The organism is Streptomyces sp. AC512_CC834, from assembly GCF_019049325.1.
Lineage (GTDB): Bacteria > Actinomycetota > Actinomycetes > Streptomycetales > Streptomycetaceae > Streptomyces.
Map to the genome: position 1 here is coordinate 1 of NZ_JAGMUO010000077.1, position 20,237 is coordinate 20,237.

The 20,237-nt window shown below is 71.5% G+C and carries 20 protein-coding genes and 1 tRNA gene; 6 read left to right on the forward strand and 15 right to left on the reverse strand.

The genetic code is table 11. From position 1 onward, the window contains the following. From pfkB to KUM40_RS26550, 3 genes are all read right to left on the reverse strand, one after another. Positions 1-815, reverse strand: an 815-nt coding sequence (gene pfkB / locus KUM40_RS26540; protein ID WP_217168717.1) for a 1-phosphofructokinase, incomplete at its 3' end; no start/stop codon positions are given. Beyond that, positions 812-1,573 carry a DeoR/GlpR family DNA-binding transcription regulator gene (locus KUM40_RS26545; protein ID WP_217168718.1) on the reverse strand — a complete coding sequence of 254 codons (762 nt, stop codon included), beginning with the start codon at positions 1,571-1,573 and terminating at the stop codon, positions 812-814. The genes pfkB and KUM40_RS26545, both read right to left, overlap by 4 nt. 152 nt (positions 1,574-1,725) lie before the next feature. After that, on the reverse strand, positions 1,726-3,339 hold the full coding sequence (locus tag KUM40_RS26550; protein WP_217168719.1) for an MFS transporter: 1,614 nt from the start codon (positions 3,337-3,339) through the stop codon (positions 1,726-1,728). A 62-nt stretch (positions 3,340-3,401) separates the two neighbouring features. Here KUM40_RS26550 and KUM40_RS26555 point away from each other — a divergent pair, with 62 nt between their 5' ends. Continuing rightward, complete coding sequence (locus KUM40_RS26555; RefSeq protein ID WP_217168720.1) at positions 3,402-4,373, forward strand: YafY family protein; 972 nt, start codon at positions 3,402-3,404, stop codon at positions 4,371-4,373. A 55-nt stretch (positions 4,374-4,428) separates the two neighbouring features. Here the strand turns inward: KUM40_RS26555 and KUM40_RS26560 are convergent, their stop codons facing one another. Together KUM40_RS26560 and KUM40_RS26565 are read right to left on the reverse strand one after the other, a co-directional pair. Beyond that, positions 4,429-5,058: a TetR/AcrR family transcriptional regulator gene (locus KUM40_RS26560; protein WP_217168740.1), complete on the reverse strand. Its 630-nt coding sequence runs from the start codon at positions 5,056-5,058 to the stop codon at positions 4,429-4,431. Positions 5,059-5,629: 571 nt separating this feature from the next. Then, positions 5,630-6,628, reverse strand: a complete 999-nt coding sequence (locus KUM40_RS26565; protein ID WP_217168721.1) for an RNA polymerase sigma factor RpoD/SigA — start codon at positions 6,626-6,628, stop codon at positions 5,630-5,632. Positions 6,629-6,872: 244 nt separating this feature from the next. Between KUM40_RS26565 and KUM40_RS26570 the strand changes: the two genes are divergently transcribed. After that, on the forward strand, positions 6,873-7,388 hold the full coding sequence (locus KUM40_RS26570; RefSeq protein WP_217168741.1) for a GNAT family N-acetyltransferase: 516 nt from the start codon (positions 6,873-6,875) through the stop codon (positions 7,386-7,388). Positions 7,389-7,407: 19 nt separating this feature from the next. On the opposite strand, the gene KUM40_RS26575 is transcribed toward KUM40_RS26570, so the two are convergent. Further along, the gene (locus KUM40_RS26575) at positions 7,408-8,169 is read right to left on the reverse strand and encodes a dioxygenase (protein ID WP_217168742.1); all 762 of its coding nucleotides are present in this window, start codon (positions 8,167-8,169) and stop codon (positions 7,408-7,410) included. 147 nt (positions 8,170-8,316) lie between these two features. Between KUM40_RS26575 and KUM40_RS26580 the strand changes: the two genes are divergently transcribed. Next, complete coding sequence (locus KUM40_RS26580; RefSeq protein ID WP_217168722.1) at positions 8,317-8,832, forward strand: MarR family winged helix-turn-helix transcriptional regulator; 516 nt, start codon at positions 8,317-8,319, stop codon at positions 8,830-8,832. Positions 8,833-8,938: 106 nt separating this feature from the next. Here the strand turns inward: KUM40_RS26580 and KUM40_RS26585 are convergent, their stop codons facing one another. Together KUM40_RS26585 and KUM40_RS26590 are read right to left on the reverse strand one after the other, a co-directional pair. Continuing rightward, positions 8,939-10,483, reverse strand: coding sequence for an MFS transporter (locus KUM40_RS26585; RefSeq protein WP_217168723.1), 1,545 nt, complete (start codon positions 10,481-10,483; stop codon positions 8,939-8,941). 209 nt (positions 10,484-10,692) lie between these two features. Next, entirely contained in the window at positions 10,693-11,346 is a 654-nt protein-coding gene (locus KUM40_RS26590; RefSeq protein ID WP_217168724.1) for a TetR/AcrR family transcriptional regulator, read from the reverse strand. 315 nt (positions 11,347-11,661) lie between these two features. Here KUM40_RS26590 and KUM40_RS26595 point away from each other — a divergent pair, with 315 nt between their 5' ends. The 3 genes from KUM40_RS26595 (at position 11,662) to KUM40_RS26605 (ending at position 14,939) form a co-directional block, all read left to right on the forward strand. Continuing rightward, positions 11,662-12,960: a M6 family metalloprotease domain-containing protein gene (locus KUM40_RS26595; protein ID WP_217168725.1), complete on the forward strand. Its 1,299-nt coding sequence runs from the start codon at positions 11,662-11,664 to the stop codon at positions 12,958-12,960. Positions 12,961-13,110: 150 nt separating this feature from the next. Continuing rightward, positions 13,111-14,796, forward strand: a complete 1,686-nt coding sequence (locus KUM40_RS26600) for an IclR family transcriptional regulator C-terminal domain-containing protein (protein WP_217168726.1) — start codon at positions 13,111-13,113, stop codon at positions 14,794-14,796. A 67-nt stretch (positions 14,797-14,863) separates the two neighbouring features. Continuing rightward, a tRNA-Arg gene (locus tag KUM40_RS26605) sits at positions 14,864-14,939 on the forward strand. A gap of 67 nt (positions 14,940-15,006) precedes the next feature. Here KUM40_RS26605 and KUM40_RS26610 read toward each other — a convergent pair. From KUM40_RS26610 to KUM40_RS26640, 7 genes are all read right to left on the reverse strand, one after another. Next, the gene (locus KUM40_RS26610) at positions 15,007-16,155 is read right to left on the reverse strand and encodes a site-specific integrase (protein WP_254395714.1); all 1,149 of its coding nucleotides are present in this window, start codon (positions 16,153-16,155) and stop codon (positions 15,007-15,009) included. Further along, entirely contained in the window at positions 16,155-16,355 is a 201-nt protein-coding gene (locus KUM40_RS26615; RefSeq protein WP_161381144.1) for a helix-turn-helix domain-containing protein, read from the reverse strand. The genes KUM40_RS26610 and KUM40_RS26615 overlap by 1 nt, the downstream gene beginning before the upstream one ends. Positions 16,356-16,523: 168 nt before the next feature. Continuing rightward, positions 16,524-18,017, reverse strand: a complete 1,494-nt coding sequence (locus KUM40_RS26620) for a phage/plasmid primase, P4 family (RefSeq protein ID WP_217168727.1) — start codon at positions 18,015-18,017, stop codon at positions 16,524-16,526. Further along, positions 18,014-18,280, reverse strand: a complete 267-nt coding sequence (locus KUM40_RS41685) for a hypothetical protein (RefSeq protein WP_308401240.1) — start codon at positions 18,278-18,280, stop codon at positions 18,014-18,016. Before KUM40_RS41685 ends, KUM40_RS26620 begins: the two co-directional genes overlap by 4 nt. A gap of 80 nt (positions 18,281-18,360) precedes the next feature. Continuing rightward, positions 18,361-19,284: a bifunctional DNA primase/polymerase gene (locus KUM40_RS26630; RefSeq protein ID WP_217168728.1), complete on the reverse strand. Its 924-nt coding sequence runs from the start codon at positions 19,282-19,284 to the stop codon at positions 18,361-18,363. Then, on the reverse strand, positions 19,281-19,628 hold the full coding sequence (locus KUM40_RS26635) for a hypothetical protein (RefSeq protein ID WP_217168729.1): 348 nt from the start codon (positions 19,626-19,628) through the stop codon (positions 19,281-19,283). Before KUM40_RS26635 ends, KUM40_RS26630 begins: the two co-directional genes overlap by 4 nt. Before the next feature lie 89 nt (positions 19,629-19,717). Continuing rightward, positions 19,718-20,185: a hypothetical protein gene (locus tag KUM40_RS26640; protein WP_217168730.1), complete on the reverse strand. Its 468-nt coding sequence runs from the start codon at positions 20,183-20,185 to the stop codon at positions 19,718-19,720. Positions 20,186-20,237: the final 52 nt, after the last annotated feature.

The window sequence follows — 20,237 nt, forward strand, 5'->3', positions numbered from 1 at the left end:
GCGGAGGCGAGGGCCCGGGGACCGGCCCCGCCGGCGATGAGGAAACCGGCGAGGGAGGAGTCCCCGGCGCCGACGTTGCTGCGTACGGCGTCCACGCGGGCGCTGCCGAACCAGGTGCCCGCGTCGTCCACGAGCAACTGCCCGTCGGCGCCCAGGCTGGCGAGCACGGACCGGGCGCCCAGCTCCCGCAGTTCCTCGGCGGCCTTGACGGCGTCACCGACCGTGGCCAGGGGACGCCCGACGGCCTCCGCCAGCTCCTCGGCGTTCGGCTTGACGACGTCGGGACGCTCGCGCAGCGCCTGGAGCAGCGCGGGCCCGGAGGTGTCCAGGGCGATGCGGACACCGGCGGCGTGCGCCCGGGAGACCAGGTCGGCGTACCAGGACAGGGGAAGCGAGCGGGGCAGGCTGCCGCAGCAGGCGATCCAGTCCGCGCCGGACGACTGCCGCCGCACCGTCTCCAGGAGCAGTTCCCGTTCGGCCGCGGAGAGTTCGGGGCCCGGGGCGTTGATCTTCGTCAGGACGCCGTCGGTCTCGGCGAGCGCGATGTTGGCACGGGTGGCCCCGGCGATCGGCACCGGCGCGACCTCGATGCCCTGCGCGTCGAGCAGGTCGGCGACGAGTGCGCCGGGTGCTCCGCCGAGCGGCAGCACTGCGACGGTGCGCTGCCCGGCCGCCGTCACCGCGCGCGAGACGTTCACACCCTTGCCGCCGGGGTCGACCCGCTCGCCGGTGGCGCGGACGACCTCGCCGCGGTCGAGGGAGGGGACCTCGTAGGTGCGGTCCAGCGACGGGTTGGGGGTGACGGTGAGGATCATGCGCGTACTACTTCCGTGCCGGCGCGCTGGATGGCGTTGGCGTCTTCGGGGGTCAGCCCGCTGTCGGTGATCAGCAGGTCCACGTCGCTCAGGGTGCCGAAGCGGGCGAACTGCTCCTGGGCGTACTTGGAGGAGTCGGCGACCAGCACCACGCGCCGGGCGGCGGTCAGGGCGGCCCGCTTGACGGCGGCCTCGGCGAGGTCGGGGGTGGTCAGGCCGTGCTCCATGGAGAAGCCGTTGGCCGCGACCACTGCCACGTCGGCGCGGATCTCGCCGTACGCGCGCAGCGCCCAGGCGTCCACGGCGGCGCGCGTACGGTGCCGTACGCGCCCGCCGACCAGGTGGAGCTGGATGCCGGGGTGGTCGGCGAGGCGGGCCGCGATGGGCAGGCTGTGGGTGACGACGGTCAGCGAGGTCTCCGACGGGATCGCCGCGGCCATGCGGGCCACGGTGGAACCGGCGTCGAGGATCATCGTGCCCTCGGACGGCAGTTCCGCGAGGGCGGCCTTGGCGATCCGGTCCTTCTCGTCGGCGGCCGTGGACTCGCGCTCGGCGAGGTCCGGTTCGAAGTCGAGGCGCCCGGCGGGGATCGCACCGCCGTGCACCCGGCGGAGCAGACCGGCGCGGTCGAGCGCCTTGAGGTCGCGGCGGATGGTCTCCGCCGTCACCTGGAACTCCTCGGCCAGCGACACCACGTCCACCCGGCCGCCGTCCCGGGCGAGCCGGAGGATCTCCTGCTGCCGCTCCGGTGCGTACATGACCGTTCACCTCCGACCCGAATGCCCGAACCTGTGGTTTCTCTCGGAGGCTACGCCCGGTTGTCCGGAATGTAAACAGCAACCAGAGACAGTCGGGCTCAATCAGACATGAACGGGCGTCGAGGGCCCTGTCGTGTACCGTGACCGCGGTCTCAGACCAGCGCCTGCTCCTTCTCTTGCTCCTTCTCCTTCCCCATCTCCTGCGCCGGGTCCTGTGCCGGGTCCTGATCCTGGCCCCCTTCCACGTGCTGGGCGGGCCGCTTGGGCAGCGCGAACATCAGCAGGAAGATGACGGCCATCACCGCCGCCACCCAGCCCAGAGCGTTCTGGAAGCCGTCCGCGTAGGCCGGGCCGATGCGGGCGGGGGTGAGGTGGTCGCTCATCGTGCCGAAGAAGACCACCGACACCAGCCCGAGACCGAGCGCGTTGCCCATCTGCTGCACGGTGTTGATGAGCCCGGACGCGGCCCCGGCGTGCTCGCGCGGCACCTGGGAGAGCACCGCGTCCGTCAGCGGGGCGACGATCAGCCCCATCCCGACGCCCATCACGACCAGCGGCAGCGCCATCTGCCAGGACGTGATGGCGAGCCCGTAGCGCCCGGACTCCCAGATGTAGAGGAGCACGCCGGCCGCCATCACCAGCGCGCCCGCCTGGAGGACCTTGCGCCCGAAGCGCGGGACGAGCTTCTGCACGGAGATCCCGGCCGCCGTGGAGACTGCGATCGAGAACGGTACGCCGGTCAGCCCGGCCCGCAGCGGGCTCCAGCCGAGCCCCTCCTGCATGTACAGGGTCCACACCAGGAAGAAGATGCCCAGTCCGACCCCGAAGACGGTCTGCACGGCGATCCCCGCGGCGAAGCTCTTCACCTTGAACAGCGACAGCTCCACCAGCGGCGAACCGTCCCGCGCGCTCTTGCGCCGCTCGTAGGCCACCAGCACCGCGAGGACCACGAGCGAGCCGGCCATCGAGACGTACCCCCACAGCGGCCAGCCCAGCTCGCGGCCCCGGGTGAGCGGGTAGATCAGCATCAGCAGGCCGAGGGTGACCAGGGCGACCCCGACCAGGTCCAGCCTGAGGGCGCGCGGCGCCTTCGACTCGGTGATGAAGCGACGGCCGAGGACGAGGCCCGCGATGCCGACGGGCAGGTTGATGAGGAAGATGGGCCGCCATTCGAGCCCGAAGAGGTTCCACTCGGTCAGCAGGGCGCCCAGCAGCGGGCCGGAGACGGCACCGAGTCCGACGATCGCGCCGAACAGCCCGAACACCTTGCCGCGTTCGTGCGCCGGGAAGGTGGCGTGCACGATCGACAGCACCTGCGGCACCATCAGCGCCGCCATGCCGCCCTGGAGTATGCGGGAGGCGACCAGCATCTCCGGGTTGGCCGCGAGGCCGCACAGCGCCGACGCCACGGTGAAGCCGCCGATGCCGACGAGGAAGATCCGCTTGCGGCCGTGGATGTCACCGAGCCGCCCGCCGGTGATCAGGCCCGCCGCGAAGGCGAGGGCGTAACCGGCGGTGATCCACTGGATCTGGCTGAAGGAGGCGCCCTCGTCCCGCCGGATGGAGGGGATGGCGATGTTGACGATGGTGACGTCGACCAGGTCCATGAACGCCGCGGTCATCACGATCGCGAGGGCGAACCAGCGACGGCGGTCGCCCGCGTCGGCCGCCGCGGCCGGGACGGTCGAGACGGTCGAGACGGGCTGGACGGTCGAGACGGGCGGGACGGGAGCCGGGTCCGGGTCCGGGGTGTGCGTGAAGGTCATGAGAGGAACCTAGGAGGCCAGTAGGCCGGAACATGTCCTAGATGTGCGGCATCCTCGTCGGCATGACGACGGACACTCCGGCCCGGCTGCTGACGCTCCTCTCCCTCCTCCAGACGCCCCGCGAATGGCCCGGCGGCGAGCTGGCCGACCGGCTCGGGGTCTCCCGGCGCACAGTCCGGCGGGACGTCGACCGCCTGCGCGAGCTGGGCTACCCGGTGCAGGCGACGATGGGCTCCGACGGCGGCTACCGGCTGGTGGCCGGCAAGGCGATGCCGCCGCTCGTCCTCGACGACGAGGAGGCGGTGGCCATCGCGGTCGGGCTGCGGGCCGGGGCCGGGCACGCGGTCGAGGGCCTGGACGAGGCGTCGGTGCGGGCCCTGGCCAAGCTGGAACAGGTGCTGCCGTCGCGGCTGCGGCACCGCGTCGCCACCCTCCAGTCCGCGACCACGCCGCTGACCAGCGGGGACGGTCCGAGCATCGCCCCCGAGACGCTGACCGTGATGGCCTCGACGGTGGCCGGACGGGAGCGGCTGCGGTTCGCCTACCGCGCGGGGGACGGCACCGAGTCGCGGCGCGTGACGGAGCCGTACCGGCTGGTGTCGACGGGGCGCCGCTGGTACCTGGTCGCCTACGACCTCGACCGGGACGACTGGCGGACCTTCCGGGTCGACCGGGTGAGCGAACCCTTCGCCACGGGCGCGCGGTTCGCGCCGCGGGAGCTGCCGACCGGGGACGCGGCCGAATATCTGCGGCGCTCCATCCAGCGCCGGAACGACTCCTACGAGATCGTGGTCGTCTTCCACGCCCCCGCCGAGACCGTCACGGCGCTGCTGCCGCCCTGGATGGGGGCGCCGGAGGCCGTGGACGGCGGCGCGTCGTGCGTGGTGCGGGCGACCGTGTCCGATCCGGTGGAGTGGATGGCGGCCCGGCTGGCGACGGCCGGGGTGGACTTCCGGGTCCGGGAACCGGCGGAACTGGTGGAGTGCGTACGGGAGCTGGGGGCGCGGCTGGGGCGGGCGGCGCGGGACGACTGACCGGCCACCGCCGCCCGCCCCGCTCTCAGCGCAGTTCCTCGCGCCGCTCCTCGCGCTATTCCTCGGACTGCTGTCCCTCGGGCTGTCCCTCGGGCCGGCCGGTGTCCCAGGTGAACTCCCGCAGCACCGCCAGGTTCAGCAGCGCCTGGTCCAGGGGGCTGCGGGTCCCCTGGGAGGAGGCCGCCCAGTGCTCCGCCGCGACCCGCACGGCCGCACTCGCCACGGCGGCCGCGAAGTTCAGCCGGGGAGAGACGGCCAGCCGTGCGGCAACGTTGTCGTCACCGCCGGACATCCGCGCGGCCAGCGCCTTCACGAGCGCCCGCTCCGTGGAGTGGCAGACCTCCGCCCACACCTTGCGCAGCGCCGGACTGCTCTCGGCCAGGCGGATGAGGGTGCGGGCCCACTCCCAGGAGGACGCCGAGACCCCGACGCCCGGCGTCAGCGTGTACCGCACGGCGTGTTCCAGTGCCTCGGGCGGGGACAGTCCGGCCGGGGCCTCGCGCACCGCCCGCACCCAGCGCTCGGCGCCCAGGGCGTAGAGCGGGGCGACCGCCTCCTCCTTGGCGGCGAAGTAGCGGTAGAAGGTGCGCGGGGCGACACCCGCGGCCCTGGCGATGTCCTCGGCGCGGGTGGCCCGCAGGCCCTGGCCGACGAAGAGGCGGGCCGCCGCCCGGGCGATCTCCATCCGGGTCTCGGCCTTGCGCCGCTCGGTCAGGGAGACGGGACCCGGACCCGGTCCGGGACCGGGATCAGGGCCGGGAAATGCGGGGATGGTGCTGCTGCTCACTTCGGCAGGCTATGCCGCTGTGGCAGAATCTGCCATCCGGCGGGCCACCCCGGGGTTCAGGTTCGGGGTGCCCCGCCTCTTCGCTCTGCTCCGGCACACGTCCGGCCGTGCTCCCGATGCGCAGGCGGCCCGGTTGCGCAAGCGCCGGGCCGCAGAAGGAGCCGGGCTGCGGCACCCCGGGGGGAGGGGCGCCGAGCCCGGCTCGGGAAGTCCCGGCGCCGGGGGGAGTGCGTCGGGACGTGGTCCAAAGGGCGGTCGGGCCGGTCACGTACCGGTGGTGCCGGTGGTGCCGGTCGCGTACCGGTAGTGCCGGGCCGCGACAGGGGGCCCGGAGTTCTTTTTCCCGGCCGCCGCGGGTTGAAGCAGCGTTGTACGGCCATGTTTGCGCGGGGTTCGGCCACCGGCGTACGCCCCATTCGCCACGTTACGCCCCCGCGTCACGCCGCGGGGGCGTACTCCCGCTGCCGCGTTACGCCGCCGCCTCGAAGCCGGTGTCGCGGGCCAGCTTCTTCAGCTCCAGCAGCGCGTGCTTCTCGATCTGGCGGATGCGCTCGCGCGTGAGACCGTGCTCCTTGCCGACCTCGGTCAGCGTACGCTCGCGGCCGTCGACGATGCCGTACCGCATCTTGATGATGGAGGCCGTGCGCGGGTCGAGGCGGCCGATGAGGTCGTCGAGCTCCTCGCTGCGCAGCAGGGTCAGCACCGACTGCTCGGGCGACACGGCGGAGGTGTCCTCCAGCAGGTCGCCGAACTGGGTCTCGCCCTGGTCGTCCACCGACATGTTCAGCGAGACCGGGTCGCGGGCCCAGTCGAGCACGTCGGTGACGCGCTCCGGCGTCGAGCCCAGCTCGGCCGCGATCTCGGCGGGCTCCGGCTCGCGGCCGTGCTCGCGGTTGAACTCGCGCTGCACGCGCCGGATCCGGCCCAGCTCCTCCACCAGGTGGACGGGCAGGCGGATGGTGCGCGACTGGTCGGCGATGGAACGGGTGATGGCCTGACGGATCCACCAGGTCGCGTACGTCGAGAACTTGAAGCCCTTGCGGTAGTCGAACTTCTCGACCGCGCGGACCAGGCCGGCGTTGCCCTCCTGGATCAGGTCGAGGAGCGGCAGGCCGCTGCGCGGGTAGCGGCGGGCGACCGCGACGACCAGGCGGAGGTTGGAGCGGATGAAGACGTCCTTCGCCCGCTCGCCCTCGTCGATCAGGGCCTGGAGCTCCTCACGGGTGGCGTCCGCCCCGGTCTCCTCGTACCCTGCGAGGACCTGCCGCGCGAACACACCCGCCTCGATGGTCTGCGACAGCACGACCTCCTTGGCGGCGTCGAGCAGGGGTGTCCTGGCGATCTCGTCGAGGTACATGCCGACCAGATCGCGGTCGGCGAGTTCTCCGCCGTTGGCGCGGACGCTGGTTGCCGCGCCGGAGGTCTCGCCGGTGGCGGACTTACGACGGGCGACGGCACGGGTTGCCATGCGTGCTCCCTTGCGATGGTGGTTCAGCGGGCGGTCCGGTGGACGCTCGGGCACGGTGTGAGGTTGACTCTGTGAGGTTGTCTCCCGGTCCCTCTCGGGACTCTCCCGGAAGTCTTCCGGGACTCTCCTCGGGTGCCCTGCATCCGATGGAAACAACGACTGGAATCCGGACAGAATTCCCAACCCGCCCCTCGATTTTTCTGATCATGCAGTACCCTGTGCCGCCACACGAGGAGGGGCGATGCTGTCGGGAACTGCGGAGGTCCAGGTCAGACCGGGAGTCGAGGACGATCTCAAGGCCCTCACCGACCTCTACAACCACTACGTACGTGAGACGCCGATCACGTTCGACACCGAGCCCTTCACTCCGGAAGAGCGCCGCCCTTGGCTGCTCTCCCACCCTGAAGACGGTCCGTACCGGCTGAGGGTTGCCACGGACGCGGACTCACAGGAGATTCTGGGGTACGCCACATCCAGCCCCTACCGCGCGAAGCCCGCCTACGGGACCTCGGTGGAGACCACCGTCTACGTCGCCCCGGGCGCGGGCGGCCGGGGCGTCGGCACGCTGCTCTACACGTCCCTCTTCGACGCCCTGGCCGACGAGGACCTGCACCGCGCCTACGCGGGCATCGCCCAGCCCAACGAGGCGTCCGGCCGGCTGCACGCACGCTTCGGCTTCCGGCACGTCGGCACGTACCGCGAGGTGGGCCGCAAGTTCGGCCGGTACTGGGACGTGGCCTGGTACGAGAAGCCGCTGTAGGCCCACGCGCGCCCGGCGGTCAGCCGAACTGCACGGACCGCTTGGCCAGGCCCATCCAGAACCCGTCGATCACGGACTGCCGCAGATCCAGCTCACCGGCCGCGTCCGCCGCGCCCATCGTCACGAACAGGGGCGCGAAGTGCTCGGTGCGCGGGTGGGCGAGCCGGCCCGCCGGGGACTTGTGGTCGAAGTCGAGCAGTCCGTCCACGTCACCGGACTCCAGCGCGCGCCGGCCCCAGTCGTCGAACTCCGCGGACCACGAGGGGACGCCGCCCTGGCGCAGCGCGGCCAGGTTGTGGGTGAAGAAGCCGGAGCCGATGATCAGCACGCCCTCGTCGCGCAGCGGCGCGAGCCTGCGGCCGATCTCCATGAGCCGTGCCGGGTCGAGGGTCGGCATGGAAACCTGGAGGACCGGGATGTCGGCGTCGGGGTACATCTCGACCAGGGGCACGTAGGCGCCGTGGTCGAGGCCGCGGTCGGCAGCGTCCTGCACGGGCGTGCCGGGGGCGCGCAGCAGCTTGCGTACGGACTCGGCGAGCGCGGGGGCGCCGGGGGCCTCGTAGCGCACCTGGTAGTAGTGGTCCGGGAAGCCCCAGAAGTCGTAGACCAGCGGGACGGTCCGGGTGGCGCCGAGGGCGAGCGGGGCCTCCTCCCAGTGGGCGGAGACGACGAGGATCGCCCTGGGGTGCGGCAGACCGGCGGCCCACGCGGCCAGTTCGCCGGGCCAGACGGGGTCGTCGGCGAGCGGCGGGGCGCCATGACTGAGGTAGAGGGCGGGCATGCGCTCCGGTACGGAGGTGACGGCGGTGACGGAGGTGGCGGCGGGCATGAGGGTCTACTCCAATACTTGAACTCTCAACCTCTACTCCTCATCAATCTACGCGCAGTTTGTTTAACATTCAAGGAGTCGTCTCGTACAGTGGGACACATGAACACGGCACCCGTCCCGGCACCCTCCGACGAGCCCCGGTGGCTCAGCGCCGAGGAGCAGTTCGTCTGGCGCTCCTACATCGAGGCCGCCACCCTCCTCGAGGATCACCTCGACCGGCAGCTCCAGCGCGACGCGGGCATGCCGCACGTCTACTACGGCCTGCTGGTCAAGCTCGCCGAGTCACCGCGCCGGCGGCTGCGGATGACGGAGCTGGCCCGGTACGCGAAGATCACCCGCTCCCGGCTCTCGCACGCGGTCGCCCGCCTGGAGAAGAACGGCTGGGTCCGCCGCGAGGACTGCCCCTCCGACAAGCGCGGCCAGTTCGCCATCCTCACGGACGAGGGGTACGAGGTACTGCGCCGGACCGCGCCGGGTCATGTGAACGCCGTACGCCAGGCCGTCTTCGACCGGCTCACCCCCGGACAGCAGAAGTCCCTCGGCGAGATCATGCGGATCGTCGCCGAGGGACTTCAGCCGAGCGAAGCGGGTGCGGACCTGCCCTGGCTGCGCTGAGCGCGCGGCCGGGGCAGGTCCGGGGGAACCGTGCGTACGAGGCGTCCCCTCCCCGTACGCACGGGTGGATCAGGGGCCCGAGCGGGTGTCTGCGAGTCCGGCGGCGTCAGTGGGCGACGACCGGCACCCGCAGCTCGTCCTCGGCCTCGTCGCCCGCACCGGAACCGGTGACGGTGTTGCCGCCCGGACGGCCGGCGTTGACGAAGGTCAGGGCGATCGTGGCCGCCACGACCAGGATGCCGACGGCGACCCAGATCGCGCTGGTGTAGCCCTGCACCTGGCCCTCCAACTGGACCAGTTGCTGCTGGGACCGGGAGCCCGCGCCGCCGATGTGGTCGGCGATGTAGGACGTGGTGGCCGAGGCGGCGATCGTGTTCAGCAGGGCCGTACCGATCGCGCCGCCCACCTGCTGCGAGGTGTTGACCATCGCGGAGGCGACACCGGCGTCCCGCGGCTCCACACCCATGGTGGCCATGGACATGGCTGGCATGAACGCCGTACCCATGCCGAGGCCGAGCAGCAGCATGCCGGGCAGCAGCACCCCGGCGTAGGAGGTGTTGAGCTCGAGCTGGGTCAGGAACAGCATGCCGACGGCGGCGACCAGGAAGCCGGGACCCATCAGCAGCCGGGGCGCGACCCGGGTCATCAGGCGGGCGCCGATCTGCGTGGAGCCCGTGATCATGCCCGCGATCATCGGCAGGAAGGCGAAGCCGGTCTTCACCGGCGAGTAGCCCTGCACGATCTGCAGGTAGTAGGTGAGGAAGAGGAACAGGCCGAACATCGCGATGATGGCCAGGCCCAGCGAGAGGTAGATCCCGCCCCGGTTGCGCTCGGTGATCACGCGCAGCGGCAGCAGCGGGGCCTTGACCCGGGACTCGACCAGCACGAACGAGAGCAGCAGCACGGCCGCGCCGACGAACATGCCGACCGTCACCGCGTCGCTCCAGCCCTCGGACTCGGCGCGGGTGAAGCCGTAGACGAGCGCGACCAGACCGAGGGTGGACAGGATCACGCCGGGGATGTCGAGCGGCGAGCGGTTGCGGCCGCCCTTCGGCTCACGGATGACGAGGTACGCACCGGCCGCGGCGATGATCGCGAACGGGATGTTGACGAAGAACGTCCAGCGCCAGTTCAGGTACTCGGTGAGGAAGCCGCCGAGGATCAGACCCACGGCGCCGCCACCACCGGCGATCGCACCGTAGATGCCGAAGGCCTTGGCGCGCTCCTTGGCGTCCGTGAACATCACGGCGAGCAGGGACAGCGCGGCGGGCGCGAGCAGCGCGCCGAAGACGCCCTGGAGGGCGCGGGAGCCGAACATCATCGCCTCGTTGGTGGCCGCGCCACCGAGCGCCGAGGCGACGGCGAAGCCGGACAGACCGAGGACGAAGGTGCGCTTGCGGCCCCACAGGTCGGCTATCCGGCCGCCGAACAGCAGCAGCCCGCCGAAGGCGAGGGCGTAGGCCGTGACGACCCACTGCCGGTTGCCGTCGGAGATGCCGAGGTCCTGCTGGGCGGAGGGGAGGGCGATGTTCACGATGGTGGCGTCGAGGACGACCATGAGCTGGGCGAGCGCGATGAAGACGAGCGCTTTCCAGCGTCCGGCGTCCGGGGCGTCGGTGACGCCGGAGGCCTTGACGGCTGATTGAGACATGGGGATACCCACTTCGGGACTTCGTGACGGAAAAAGGTGAGTAAAGGGACGATTCGCCCGCGGTGACGACCACAGGAGTCGCCGTCCACTGTTCAGACGGTCAGTTGTCGTGGAACCGGACGATCAGGCGTCGTGGGACTGAAGGGGCCAGGAGTCGCGGAACTACTGGCTACCACTGGCTACTAGTGGCCATGACTGGCCATGACTGGCTACTGGTCGCAGGGCCGGCGCAGGTCCTCCAGGGTCACGGCCGCGCCCGGCAGGGCGGAGCGGGCAGGAGCCCGCAGCCCGTCCAGGAACAGCTGCAGATGGCGATGGACGAACCTGTCGGCGCTCACACACCCCGTACCGGCCGGAGGCCGGCTGAGCTGGGCCGCGGCGATCATCAGATCGCCCACGCCCACGTCACTACGGAGCTGACCGGCCGCCTTCGCCCGGTCCATGACCTCGGCGACCAGTCGTTCGACCCGTTCGCGCGCCGCTTCCAGGTCTGGGTGGTGCTGGTTGAACGTGCTGGACACCATGGGGCACAGCGCGCTGATCCGCTCGTCGGCGGAGACGTGCACGAAGCGCTCCAGCGCCTCGAACGCGTCGCCGCTCTCCGCGAGGGCCAGCTCGGCCGCCCGTGCCGTACGGTCCATGACCGAGCAGACGACCTCGCGGGCGAGGGCGTCGCGGTCGGGGAAGTTGCGGTACACCGTGGCGTTGCCCACGCCGGCCCGGCGGGCCACGTCGTCGAGCGGCACCTCGGGGCCGTGCTCGACGAACATCTCCCGGGCGGCGGCGACGATCCGCTCCCGGTTGCGCAGAGCGTCGGCGCGGGGCCGGGCCACCTTGCGCTGCTCGGGGACTGCGGTCTGCACGGCGTACTCCTGGATGAGTGACGTTGCGCGTTCCGGGGAGTGGATCCCCGTTTCGCTCGGACACAGGTCTAAACGGGGAAACGATCCCCGGTTATTTCCCGGATCCGAAAAAGCTCACCATGACCTGGGTCACACCACGTGAGCGACCCCTTCCCTCACCGTCCGTGACACCGGTACGCGGGTCCCCCGGTCGGCGGCTACCGGCGAGAAACCCACGATCGGCCTCTCCAGCGCGCGCCCGCCCACCCCTCGGCACAGGGTGAATCGCAAGGGTGCAGCCGGTGTCGGGCGGCTGCCGTGGTCCGGGAGGTCCGCATGCAGCCGCAGCCGCAGGCGCAGCCGCCGAGGCGGCGCATACGCCCGCGCCGGCTGGCCGCGTTCGGGACCGTCGGCGTCCTGACCCTCGCACTCAGCACCTCGGCGGGCACCGGCCGGCTCGCGCCGGGCACCACGGCGGCGGGCCCCGGTCCGGCCGCCCTCGCCCGTTCCTCCGCGCACGGCCCCTGTCTGATCAGCGGCGGCCCCGAGATCCAGATGTCCGAGGGCGTCCCGACCTCCGCCGGCTACGCCCGCTCGACCGGCACCGTACGCGCCCTGAACCTGATGATCGACTTCTCCGACGCGCCCGGCGAGGGCAAGGCACTCGACCGCTACGCGGAGTTCTTCCCGCAGACCCGGGACTGGTTCCGCACCAGCTCCTACGGCCGCCTCGACTACCGCCCCGAGACGCCGATCCGCGACTGGCTGCGCATGCCGAAGTCGTTCGCCGAGTACGGCATAGAGCGCGGCGCCCCCTTCGAACCCGGCTACCGCAAACTGGTCCAGGACCTGGTCGCGGCGGCCGACGCGAAGGTCGACTTCCGGTCGTACGACCTCCTGAACGTCCTGGTCACCCCGAACGCGGGCCCCTCCGCCCTGGACACGGTCCTGTCCGTCACCTTCGCCGGCAACGCCGAGGCCCCCGTCGCCGACGGCGTCCCGGTGGCCAACGCCTCCTTCGTCTACTCCCGCCAGGACGACGGCTCCGGCTCCTACGACGAGACCGGCTACCGGGTACTCCCCCACGAGAACGGCCACGTCTTCGGCCTGCCCGACCTCTACACCCAGGAGGGCGGGGGCGCGGTCGGCCACTGGGACATCATGAGCGAGGACTGGGGCGCCAACAACGACCTCCTCGGCTGGCACAAGTGGAAGCTGGGCTGGCTCGACCCGTCCCAGGTGCACTGCGCGTCCGCGCCGGGGACGACGGAGTACACGCTGACGCCGCTGGCCCGCAAGGGCGGCGACAAGCTGGTGGTCCTCCCGCTGAACAGCACGTCCGGCTACGCGCTCGAACTGCGCACCCGCGAGGGCAACGACGAGACGGTCTGCCGCCCCGGCGTACTGATCTACAAGGTCGACGCGGACGTGGACACCGGCATGGGCCCGGTGCGGGTCTACGACTCCCACCGCGACAGCGGCGGCTGCACCCGCAGCCCGAACGTCCACGCCGAACTCTCCGACGCCACCTTCACCCCGGGCGAAACCTTCAAGGACCCGCGCCGGGGCATCACGGTCAAGGTGTCGGAGGCGGACGCCGAGGGGGACATGCGGGTGCGCGTCACACGGGGGTGAGGGGTGGGCCGGCCGGGGATCACCCGGGGGCAGGGTAGGGACCGTGGTCAGACCGGGGTCGGGGGACCGGGGTCAGGGCTACCGTAGGCCTGCCGTGATCGCTGTGATCGCTGTGATCCGCCGTGATCGCCGTACCGGAGAGCCGAGCCGATGCCCGCCAACACCACGAACGACACTGCCGCCCACGACGGGGCGGCCGCCACGCCGGACGCGGATGTACCGACCGAGGCGACGGCACCGGCGGAAGCGGAGGCGCCGGCCGAAGCGGTCACGCCAGCGGAGGCGGTCGCACCGGCGGAGGCGGTGGCGCCGCTGCTGCGCGGGATCGCAGTACTGCGGCGGCTGACCGAGGCGGACGGCGGCGCCCTCAGCCTCAGCGGGCTGGAGCGCGCCACCGGCCTGGCCCGCTCCACGGTCGACCGTCTCACGGCAACCCTCGCCCGCATGGGATACGTCCGCCTGGACGGCCGCGACGTGACCCTCGCCCCCCGCCTGATGGAACTGGGCAACGCCTACCTCGCCGCCCTCCGCCTCCCCGCCCTCCTCTCCTCCCGGGCCGACGCCTTGGCCGACGAACTGGACGAGTCGGTGTCGCTGGCGGTCGCCGACCGGGACGGCATCCGCTTCATCCACCAGGCGACGCGCCGCCGCGCGATGTCGCTGAGCTTCCGCATCGGCGACCTGCTCCCCGCCGAACGCACCGCACCGGGCCCGCTGTTCGCCACCGAGTGGACGCGGTCCGACTGGCACCGCTGGCACGAGCGCCGCGCGACGGACCCGAAGGACCGCGCCTTCCCCGCCGTACCCCCACGGGAACCCGGCACCCCGGACGAGGACTTCGAGCACCGTACGGCGAGCGCGGCGGCCGACGGCTGGGCACTGGACGACCAGTTGATCGAACCGGGCCTGGTCGCACTCTCGGTCCCGGTACGAGATCCCCGCACCGGGCGAGTGGCGTGCGTGGCGAGCGTGGTGAGCCACACCAGCCGCCACACGGCACCGGACCTGAGGGCGTCGCTGCTCCCCCGCCTGCGCGCGGCGGTGGCGACGATGGAGGACGACCTGCGCACCGCCCCCCCACCGCACCCGGGACCACCCCGGGCCGGCCTGGCCACCTGGACGGGCGCGTCGAAACAGGAACTGGGCAGGGAGTTCGTCGAGTCGCTGGCCCGCGGACTGACCGTACTGACGGCTTTCGGCGAGGGCCGCTCGGCACTGACCCTGACGGAGGTCGCGAAGGCGACGGGCCTGGCCCGCGCGACCGCCCGCCGAGCCCTGATCACCTACGAACACGCGGGCCTGGTGACACCGACCCCGGACCGCACTTTCACCCTCACCCCCCGAGTCCTGTCCCTGGGCTTCCCACCCCTCTCCCGCACCTCCCTCCCCGAGATCGCCCAGCCCCACCTCACCGCCCTGGCCAACCACGTCCACGAGTCGACATCCCTCGCCGTCCTGTCGGACTCGGGCGAGGAGATCCAGTACACGGCCCGGGCGTCCACGGCCCGCGTCCTGAGCGCCCGCGTCACGGTCGGCACCCGGCTCCCGGCACACGCGACGGCACTGGGCCGCGTCCTCCTGGCCCTCCCCGAGATCCGGGCGCAGGGCTACGCCCTGGTCGACGAGGAACTGGAGGCCGGCCTGCGCTCCGTCGCGGTCCCGGTGCACGACCGTACGGGCCGGGTGGTGGCAGCGGTGAGCGTGGCGATGCACGCGGCCCGCCGCACCACGGCAGCCTGCGAAGCGGAAATCCTCCCGGAGCTGTCCAGAACGGCGGGCCACATCGAGGCGGACCTACGCGTAGCGGGCCGCTTCGTCACCGTGCCCCCGACCTAGCCCCTCCCCACACCCTCCCCCGCATCCGCTAACCTGTTGGCACCGCCGCCCACAGCGGCACGCCTTCGCCTTCGTAGCTCAGGGGATAGAGCACCGCTCTCCTAAAGCGGGTGTCGCAGGTTCGAATCCTGCCGGGGGCACCAGGGAAAAGGTCCCGGACCGATCATGGTCCGGGACCTTTTGACGGCACCGTTTGACGGCAGTCGCCTTTCAGGCGGCCGGTCGCCGTCGCTTGAGCAGCCGGTCCATGTGGCTGATCGCCTCCCGCTGCGTGTCCTGCACGACGTGCGTGTACACGTCCATGGTGATGCTGATCTGGCTATGTCCCAGGATCTCCATGATGACGCGGGGAGCGACGCCGGCAGCCGTCAGCAGCGTGGCGGTGCCGTGCCGGGCGTCGTGCAGCCGAACCACTCGCAGCCCGGCGTCAGCCGCAACCCTGGTGAAGGATCGGTAGACGTTCCGCGGTTCCACCGGCCGCCCGTTCCTCGTGGCGAAGATGTAGCCACTCTCCGACCAGACGACACCCGTACGCGCGAACGCCTCGCGCTGGCGCAGTCGATGCCAGCGGAGCGGAGCGAGGCACAGCGCGGGCATCGGCACGACGCGGCTGCGACGGCTCTTGGGGTCGTCGTCGTACAGCTCGCCCCTGCGACGCTGCGTCTGGTGTCGGACGTGGAGCACCCGGTTGTCCAGGTCCACATCGGACCAGCGCAGGCCCACAAGCTCACCACGTCGCAGACCCATGACGATGGCCAGGACGAACGCGGCGTACAGCGGGTCCTTTCGCGCCGCCTCCAGAAAGGCCAACGTCTCTTCCAGGGACCAGGGCCGAATCTCCCGCTGTTTGACCCGAGGTGGCTCCACCAGCGAGGCGACGTTGCGGGTGATCAGTTCCTCCCGCACGGCCGCTGTGAGCGCAGTACGGAGCACGCGGTGTGCCTCCTTCGCAGTGGCGGCCGTGTGGGCGTTCTGTACGCGGGTGATGAAGCGGCGCACGTCGGCGACGCTCAGCGACTCCAGCCGCTTGGTTCCGAGGAGGGGCACCAGATAGAGCCGGGCATGCGTCTCGTACTTGTCGTACGTGCTGAGCTTCCGTCGCGGCTGTACGTAGTGCGCGAGCCAGTACGGCAGCCACTCGGAGAGCTTCGCGGAGCGGGTAGGGGTCGGGATGCCCTGGCGGTCCCGTCGCACCAGCTCTTGACGCTTGGTGTCGCACCCCTCCCACGTAGCGCCATAGACCGTCTTGCGCTTGCGGGTGCCGTCCGGCTGCGGGACGTACACGCGTGCCTCGTAACGGCCGTCCTTGCGCTGCCAGATGCTGCCAGCGCCGTTGGGGTTCCTCTTACGGGAGGCCATCAGGCTGCGTTCTCCTCGATTCGTTCCTGCATGAAGGCGCGCACGCTGTCAGGGGACACGCGGCGAGCGCGACCGATGGTGAAGCTCGCCAACTGCCGCGAGCGGATCAGGTCGTAGACCTTGCTGCGACTCAGGCGCAGTGCGGTCATGACCTCCGGAACGGTGAAGGCTTCGGGCGTTTCGGGCACGGCGGTGAGCACGTCGAACCTCCGGAATCCGGGCGGGTGCGGCGCGGTTGGCGCCGCAATGCTGTGGACCGCGGACCATTGCGGACCACCTCTGTTGCCCTGCTGTTTTGTGGGGTTGGCATCGCGGACCACCGCGGACCGGCGCCGGTGGCGTGGTCCGCGGTGGTCTTGGTTTTGTGGTCAGTGAAGGTGCAGGTCAGAGGGGGTGGTCCGCAATGGTCCGCGTCCCGGCGGGTTGTCGGTGAGGGGCCCTCGGTGGGCGCCGGCTTCGTCGGAGGGACGCAGCCCGAGTCCGGTGTAGGTGCGGATGCGGGACTCGCCGGTGCGAGGGCGCGTGAGGGTGAGTTGCGGGATGACGGAGAGCAGGTTGCGGCCGAAGACCTGTTTGGTGCCGGGGCGTACGCCGTTGTCTTCGGCCCATTCCCGCCAGACCGTCCACAGGACGTCTACGGGAATCGTGCACGCGGGCCCGGTGGCGCAGCGTTCGCGGACGAACGCGGACGTGGGTGAGGCGGTGTCCTGCATGGTGGTGATGGCGTCGCGGCTGGAGGGCGGTTCGGTGATCCGTCCGTTGCGCTGGAGGCGGGCGAGGCCTTCCAGTGCCCAGTTCAGGATGCCGGGCATCTCGGCGGTGAGCCGGTCGAAGAGGGTGGGGTCTTCCTTGCCCAGCCACGAGGTGCGCATGCTGAGCAGGATGAACCGCCGGGCGATGACGCCGGAGGAGTCGCCGAAGTGCGGCAGTTCGTTGGACAGGACGACCAGCCGGGTCGGCAGCTTGCCCGTCCACACCGCGCGGTATTTGCGGTCGATGTCGATGGTGTCTTCGCCGGAGATGGTCAGCAGGCGCTCGACGACTTGGCTGTTGTCGTTGCCGGACAGGCGGGCGTCGGAGATGACCGCGAGGGGCTTGCCGACCAGGGTGGACAGACCGAAGTTCGTGCCCAGACCGGCGAGGGTCGGTCCGGCGAGGTTCTCCCGTCCGACCAGCTCTTTCAGCACGCGGGCGATGGTGCCCTTGCCGGACCGTGAGGGGCCGACGACGAGTAGGATCTTCTGTTGGTCGGTGCGGCCGGACAGGACGTAGCCGAACCACTCCTGAAGGGCGGCGATGGCTTCGGGGTCCTGGGGCCAGACCTGCGCGAGGAACCGTTCCCAGGTCGGTGCGGTGGCGTCGGGGTCGTAGGCGAACGGCACGGAGACGAGGTTGAAGAACCCGGGCCCGTGCGGCAGCAGTGCCCGGTCCCGGATGCGCAGCAGCCCGTTCTCGCAGGCGACGATGGTGCCGTGGTCCTGGCCGGTGTCGCCCTGGTCGTCGATCCAGGCGGGGGCGTCGGTGTCGGTGGGCAGGAGGGTGATGGCCCCCAGCGCATCGAGCAGGTTGCCGATCTTCTGCTTGGTCGGTGCCCAGTCGCGTTGTTCGGGCTGGCCGTCCTTGCCGGGGGTCTGGAAGACGGCGTGTTCCAGGCGGGTGTACATGGCGGCGCGGATCTGCGCGTCGTCCATCTCGCGCCAGCAGGTGCCGTTCCAGCGCATCCACGAGGCACGCCAGCGCCGGCACACGAGGTGTCCGTCCTCGCTCTGCCAGTCGGGCAGGAGTCGGCGGGCGACGGCCAGGGGGTTGGACGGCGGCGGCAGTTCCTCGCTCGCGGTGGTGGTGGTGCGGGTGTCTGTCATGCGGCGGCCCTCCCTTCCTGAGGGGTGCGGAGCGGGCAGGCGGTGCGGTGGGTTTCGTGGTCGGCGATCAGGGCGAGTACGCGCCGCTCGCCGATGGCGCTGCGGTCACGGCCGCACTCGCACTTCGACGTGGCGGTGGGGGTGGCGCCCTTGGGTGCGCGGATGTGCAGCCACGCCACGGGGTACCGGCCGTCACCGCGGCGCGGGTCAGGGCGAAGGGCAGTGACGACGCCCTGTCGGGCGGCGCCTTTCGGCTCGCCCACCGCCGCACGTTCCGCAGGCTGTGGAGCGGCGTGCGGTCGTTGCGGTGTGGGGGTGTGGCTCTTAGTAGGCGGGGGGTTGGTCATGCTGCCCTCCCGCCGGCCGGGTTGTGGGCGATGGACCAGTCCAGGCCGCGTGTGATCACGTCGTCGTAGTAGCGCTGCGACTGGGTGGCGTTGCCCGCCGCCCCCCTACTAAGAGCCTGCTCAACCTCGGTGCGGTCGAGGTCGCCGGACGCGACCAGCCGACCGAGGGCCCGCGCGGCTCGCAGCAGGGTGGCGTTGCGGGTGCCGTCGGCGGCCGTGGCCACGTTGTGCACTTCACCGCGCAGCGCGGCGGCGGCGTACCCGACTGCCCGGGTGGCGACCACCGGCACGGCGGGTTGTGCGGGGCGCTGCGGCGCTTTCAGTGCGTCGTGCAGCCATCCGGGCAGCGGTACCGGGTCGCGGTTGTCCAGGACCGTGTACGGGCCGTGGGGGGTGGTGCTGCCGGGGGCGACGACGTACCCGCCCCATCCTCGGGTGTCGATCTTCTTTGCGAGTCGTCCGGCGGTGGAGTGCAGCCGGGCTCCGTCCGGTTGGGTGAAGTACAGGTGCTCCCCGCCGCGTGCGGTCCGCACCCGGTGGGTGTCGGGGACGGCGTGGCCGGCGCGCTCGCAGAGCGCTTGCAGGGAAGTGGCGCCGTCAGGCGTTCCTTTCGGCTCTTGCGGCTTGAGCGTGTCCAGGTCGACGACCAGCAGCCCGGACGGGCCGGTCGCGATCCCCACGTTGTAGGGCTGGTGCGTCCACGCCGCTACCAGCAGGTCCACGTCTGTGGTGGCGCGCTGCTCCGGCGTCTTGTGCCCGCCCGTGCAGTAGGCGGTGCCGGGGCAGTACTTCTCGGCGTGGCCGGCCGGGCGCTTGTCGCCGGGACGCAGCGGGATGACGTGCCATCCGCGCCCCGCCGCCTCCACGGCCCATGCCAGCAACTCCAGCCGGGTCAGGTCCGTGCTCGCCGGGGCGCTCATGCCGCTTCACCGCCGTCGGTCCACAGGCTGAGGATGCGGGCGCTGTAGGCGTCCAAAGCGGTGCTCAGGGCGGTGGGGTCGGTGCTGCCGATCGCACGCAGCAGGGCGGCGCTCTCCGGGGACGGGCCGGGCGCTTCGATGCCGCGCAGGTCGCGGGTCAGGGTGTGCAGCAGCGCGCGGGTGAGGTAGCGGTCCAGGCGCATGCGGTGCTCGATGAGGGTGTACGGCGGTCCGGGAACGCGCAGGACCAGGACGGTGCTGCCGTCGGGCCGGGGCTCGGTGCGGAAGGTGACCACACGCTCGGACGCGTCGGGTACTCGCGGATTGCTGGTCTGGTCGGTCATGCTGGAGGTCTCCAGTTCCTTGACGGGTTCTGGCTGGCAAGGGCGGCCCCGCGACTTTGGCGAGACGTGAGGGGCCGCCCTTGGCGTACCTAGCCGTAGAACTTGTTGCGCTTGATCACGGCCTTGCGGATGTTCACGGTCGTGCCGCCGCCGCGGTGGCCGCTCGCGCTGATGACCAACACCACGACCCATCCGCCGAAGAGGACAGCGGCCAGGATGATGAGCTGGTGAATGAGCGCGGTGAGCGCGGCGATGAACGTGGCGAGCAGGAGCAGCCCGCCGCACACCGCGAGGAAGCCGACGCCTCCGAGGGCGACGTTCACGGCCGCGCGGGACACGGCCGGTTTGGCGGCGACCGGTTCGGGCTGTGCGGGGTTGACGGCGTAGCCGGTGACGACGCGGCCGTCCGGCAGGACGATGCTCGCCACCGCCGGCACGTGGCCCGGCTGTACCGGTACGACCGGCGCCGCGACGGGCACGGCGGGCGGGTACGGGGTGGGCTGGTGGACTTCGACGGCCCGCTGTACGGGCACGTGCGGAGCCTGTTCGGGGTACATGCGGAATCCCTTCCGGCCGATGGCCAGGGAGGCAACGGCACCCCCTTGAGGG

Bases quoted from the DNA above. Each gene is read 5' to 3' on its own strand.
- KUM40_RS26640 (WP_217168730.1), bottom strand. From the start codon at position 20,185: ATGTACCCCGAACAGGCTCCGCACGTGCCCGTACAGCGGGCCGTCGAA.
- KUM40_RS26580 (WP_217168722.1), top strand. From the start codon at position 8,317: ATGAACACGGCACCCGTCCCGGCACCCTCCGACGAGCCCCGGTGGCTC.
- KUM40_RS26610 (WP_254395714.1), bottom strand. From the start codon at position 16,155: ATGGCCTCCCGTAAGAGGAACCCCAACGGCGCTGGCAGCATCTGGCAG.
- KUM40_RS26585 (WP_217168723.1), bottom strand. From the start codon at position 10,483: ATGTCTCAATCAGCCGTCAAGGCCTCCGGCGTCACCGACGCCCCGGAC.
- KUM40_RS26545 (WP_217168718.1), bottom strand. From the start codon at position 1,573: ATGTACGCACCGGAGCGGCAGCAGGAGATCCTCCGGCTCGCCCGGGAC.
- KUM40_RS26575 (WP_217168742.1), bottom strand. From the start codon at position 8,169: ATGCCCGCCCTCTACCTCAGTCATGGCGCCCCGCCGCTCGCCGACGAC.
- KUM40_RS26550 (WP_217168719.1), bottom strand. From the start codon at position 3,339: ATGACCTTCACGCACACCCCGGACCCGGACCCGGCTCCCGTCCCGCCC.
- KUM40_RS26635 (WP_217168729.1), bottom strand. From the start codon at position 19,628: ATGACCGACCAGACCAGCAATCCGCGAGTACCCGACGCGTCCGAGCGT.
- KUM40_RS26620 (WP_217168727.1), bottom strand. From the start codon at position 18,017: ATGACAGACACCCGCACCACCACCACCGCGAGCGAGGAACTGCCGCCG.
- KUM40_RS26600 (WP_217168726.1), top strand. From the start codon at position 13,111: ATGCCCGCCAACACCACGAACGACACTGCCGCCCACGACGGGGCGGCC.
- KUM40_RS26565 (WP_217168721.1), bottom strand. From the start codon at position 6,628: ATGGCAACCCGTGCCGTCGCCCGTCGTAAGTCCGCCACCGGCGAGACC.
- KUM40_RS26560 (WP_217168740.1), bottom strand. From the start codon at position 5,058: ATGGAGATCGCCCGGGCGGCGGCCCGCCTCTTCGTCGGCCAGGGCCTG.
- KUM40_RS26630 (WP_217168728.1), bottom strand. From the start codon at position 19,284: ATGAGCGCCCCGGCGAGCACGGACCTGACCCGGCTGGAGTTGCTGGCA.
- KUM40_RS26595 (WP_217168725.1), top strand. From the start codon at position 11,662: ATGCAGCCGCAGCCGCAGGCGCAGCCGCCGAGGCGGCGCATACGCCCG.
- KUM40_RS26555 (WP_217168720.1), top strand. From the start codon at position 3,402: ATGACGACGGACACTCCGGCCCGGCTGCTGACGCTCCTCTCCCTCCTC.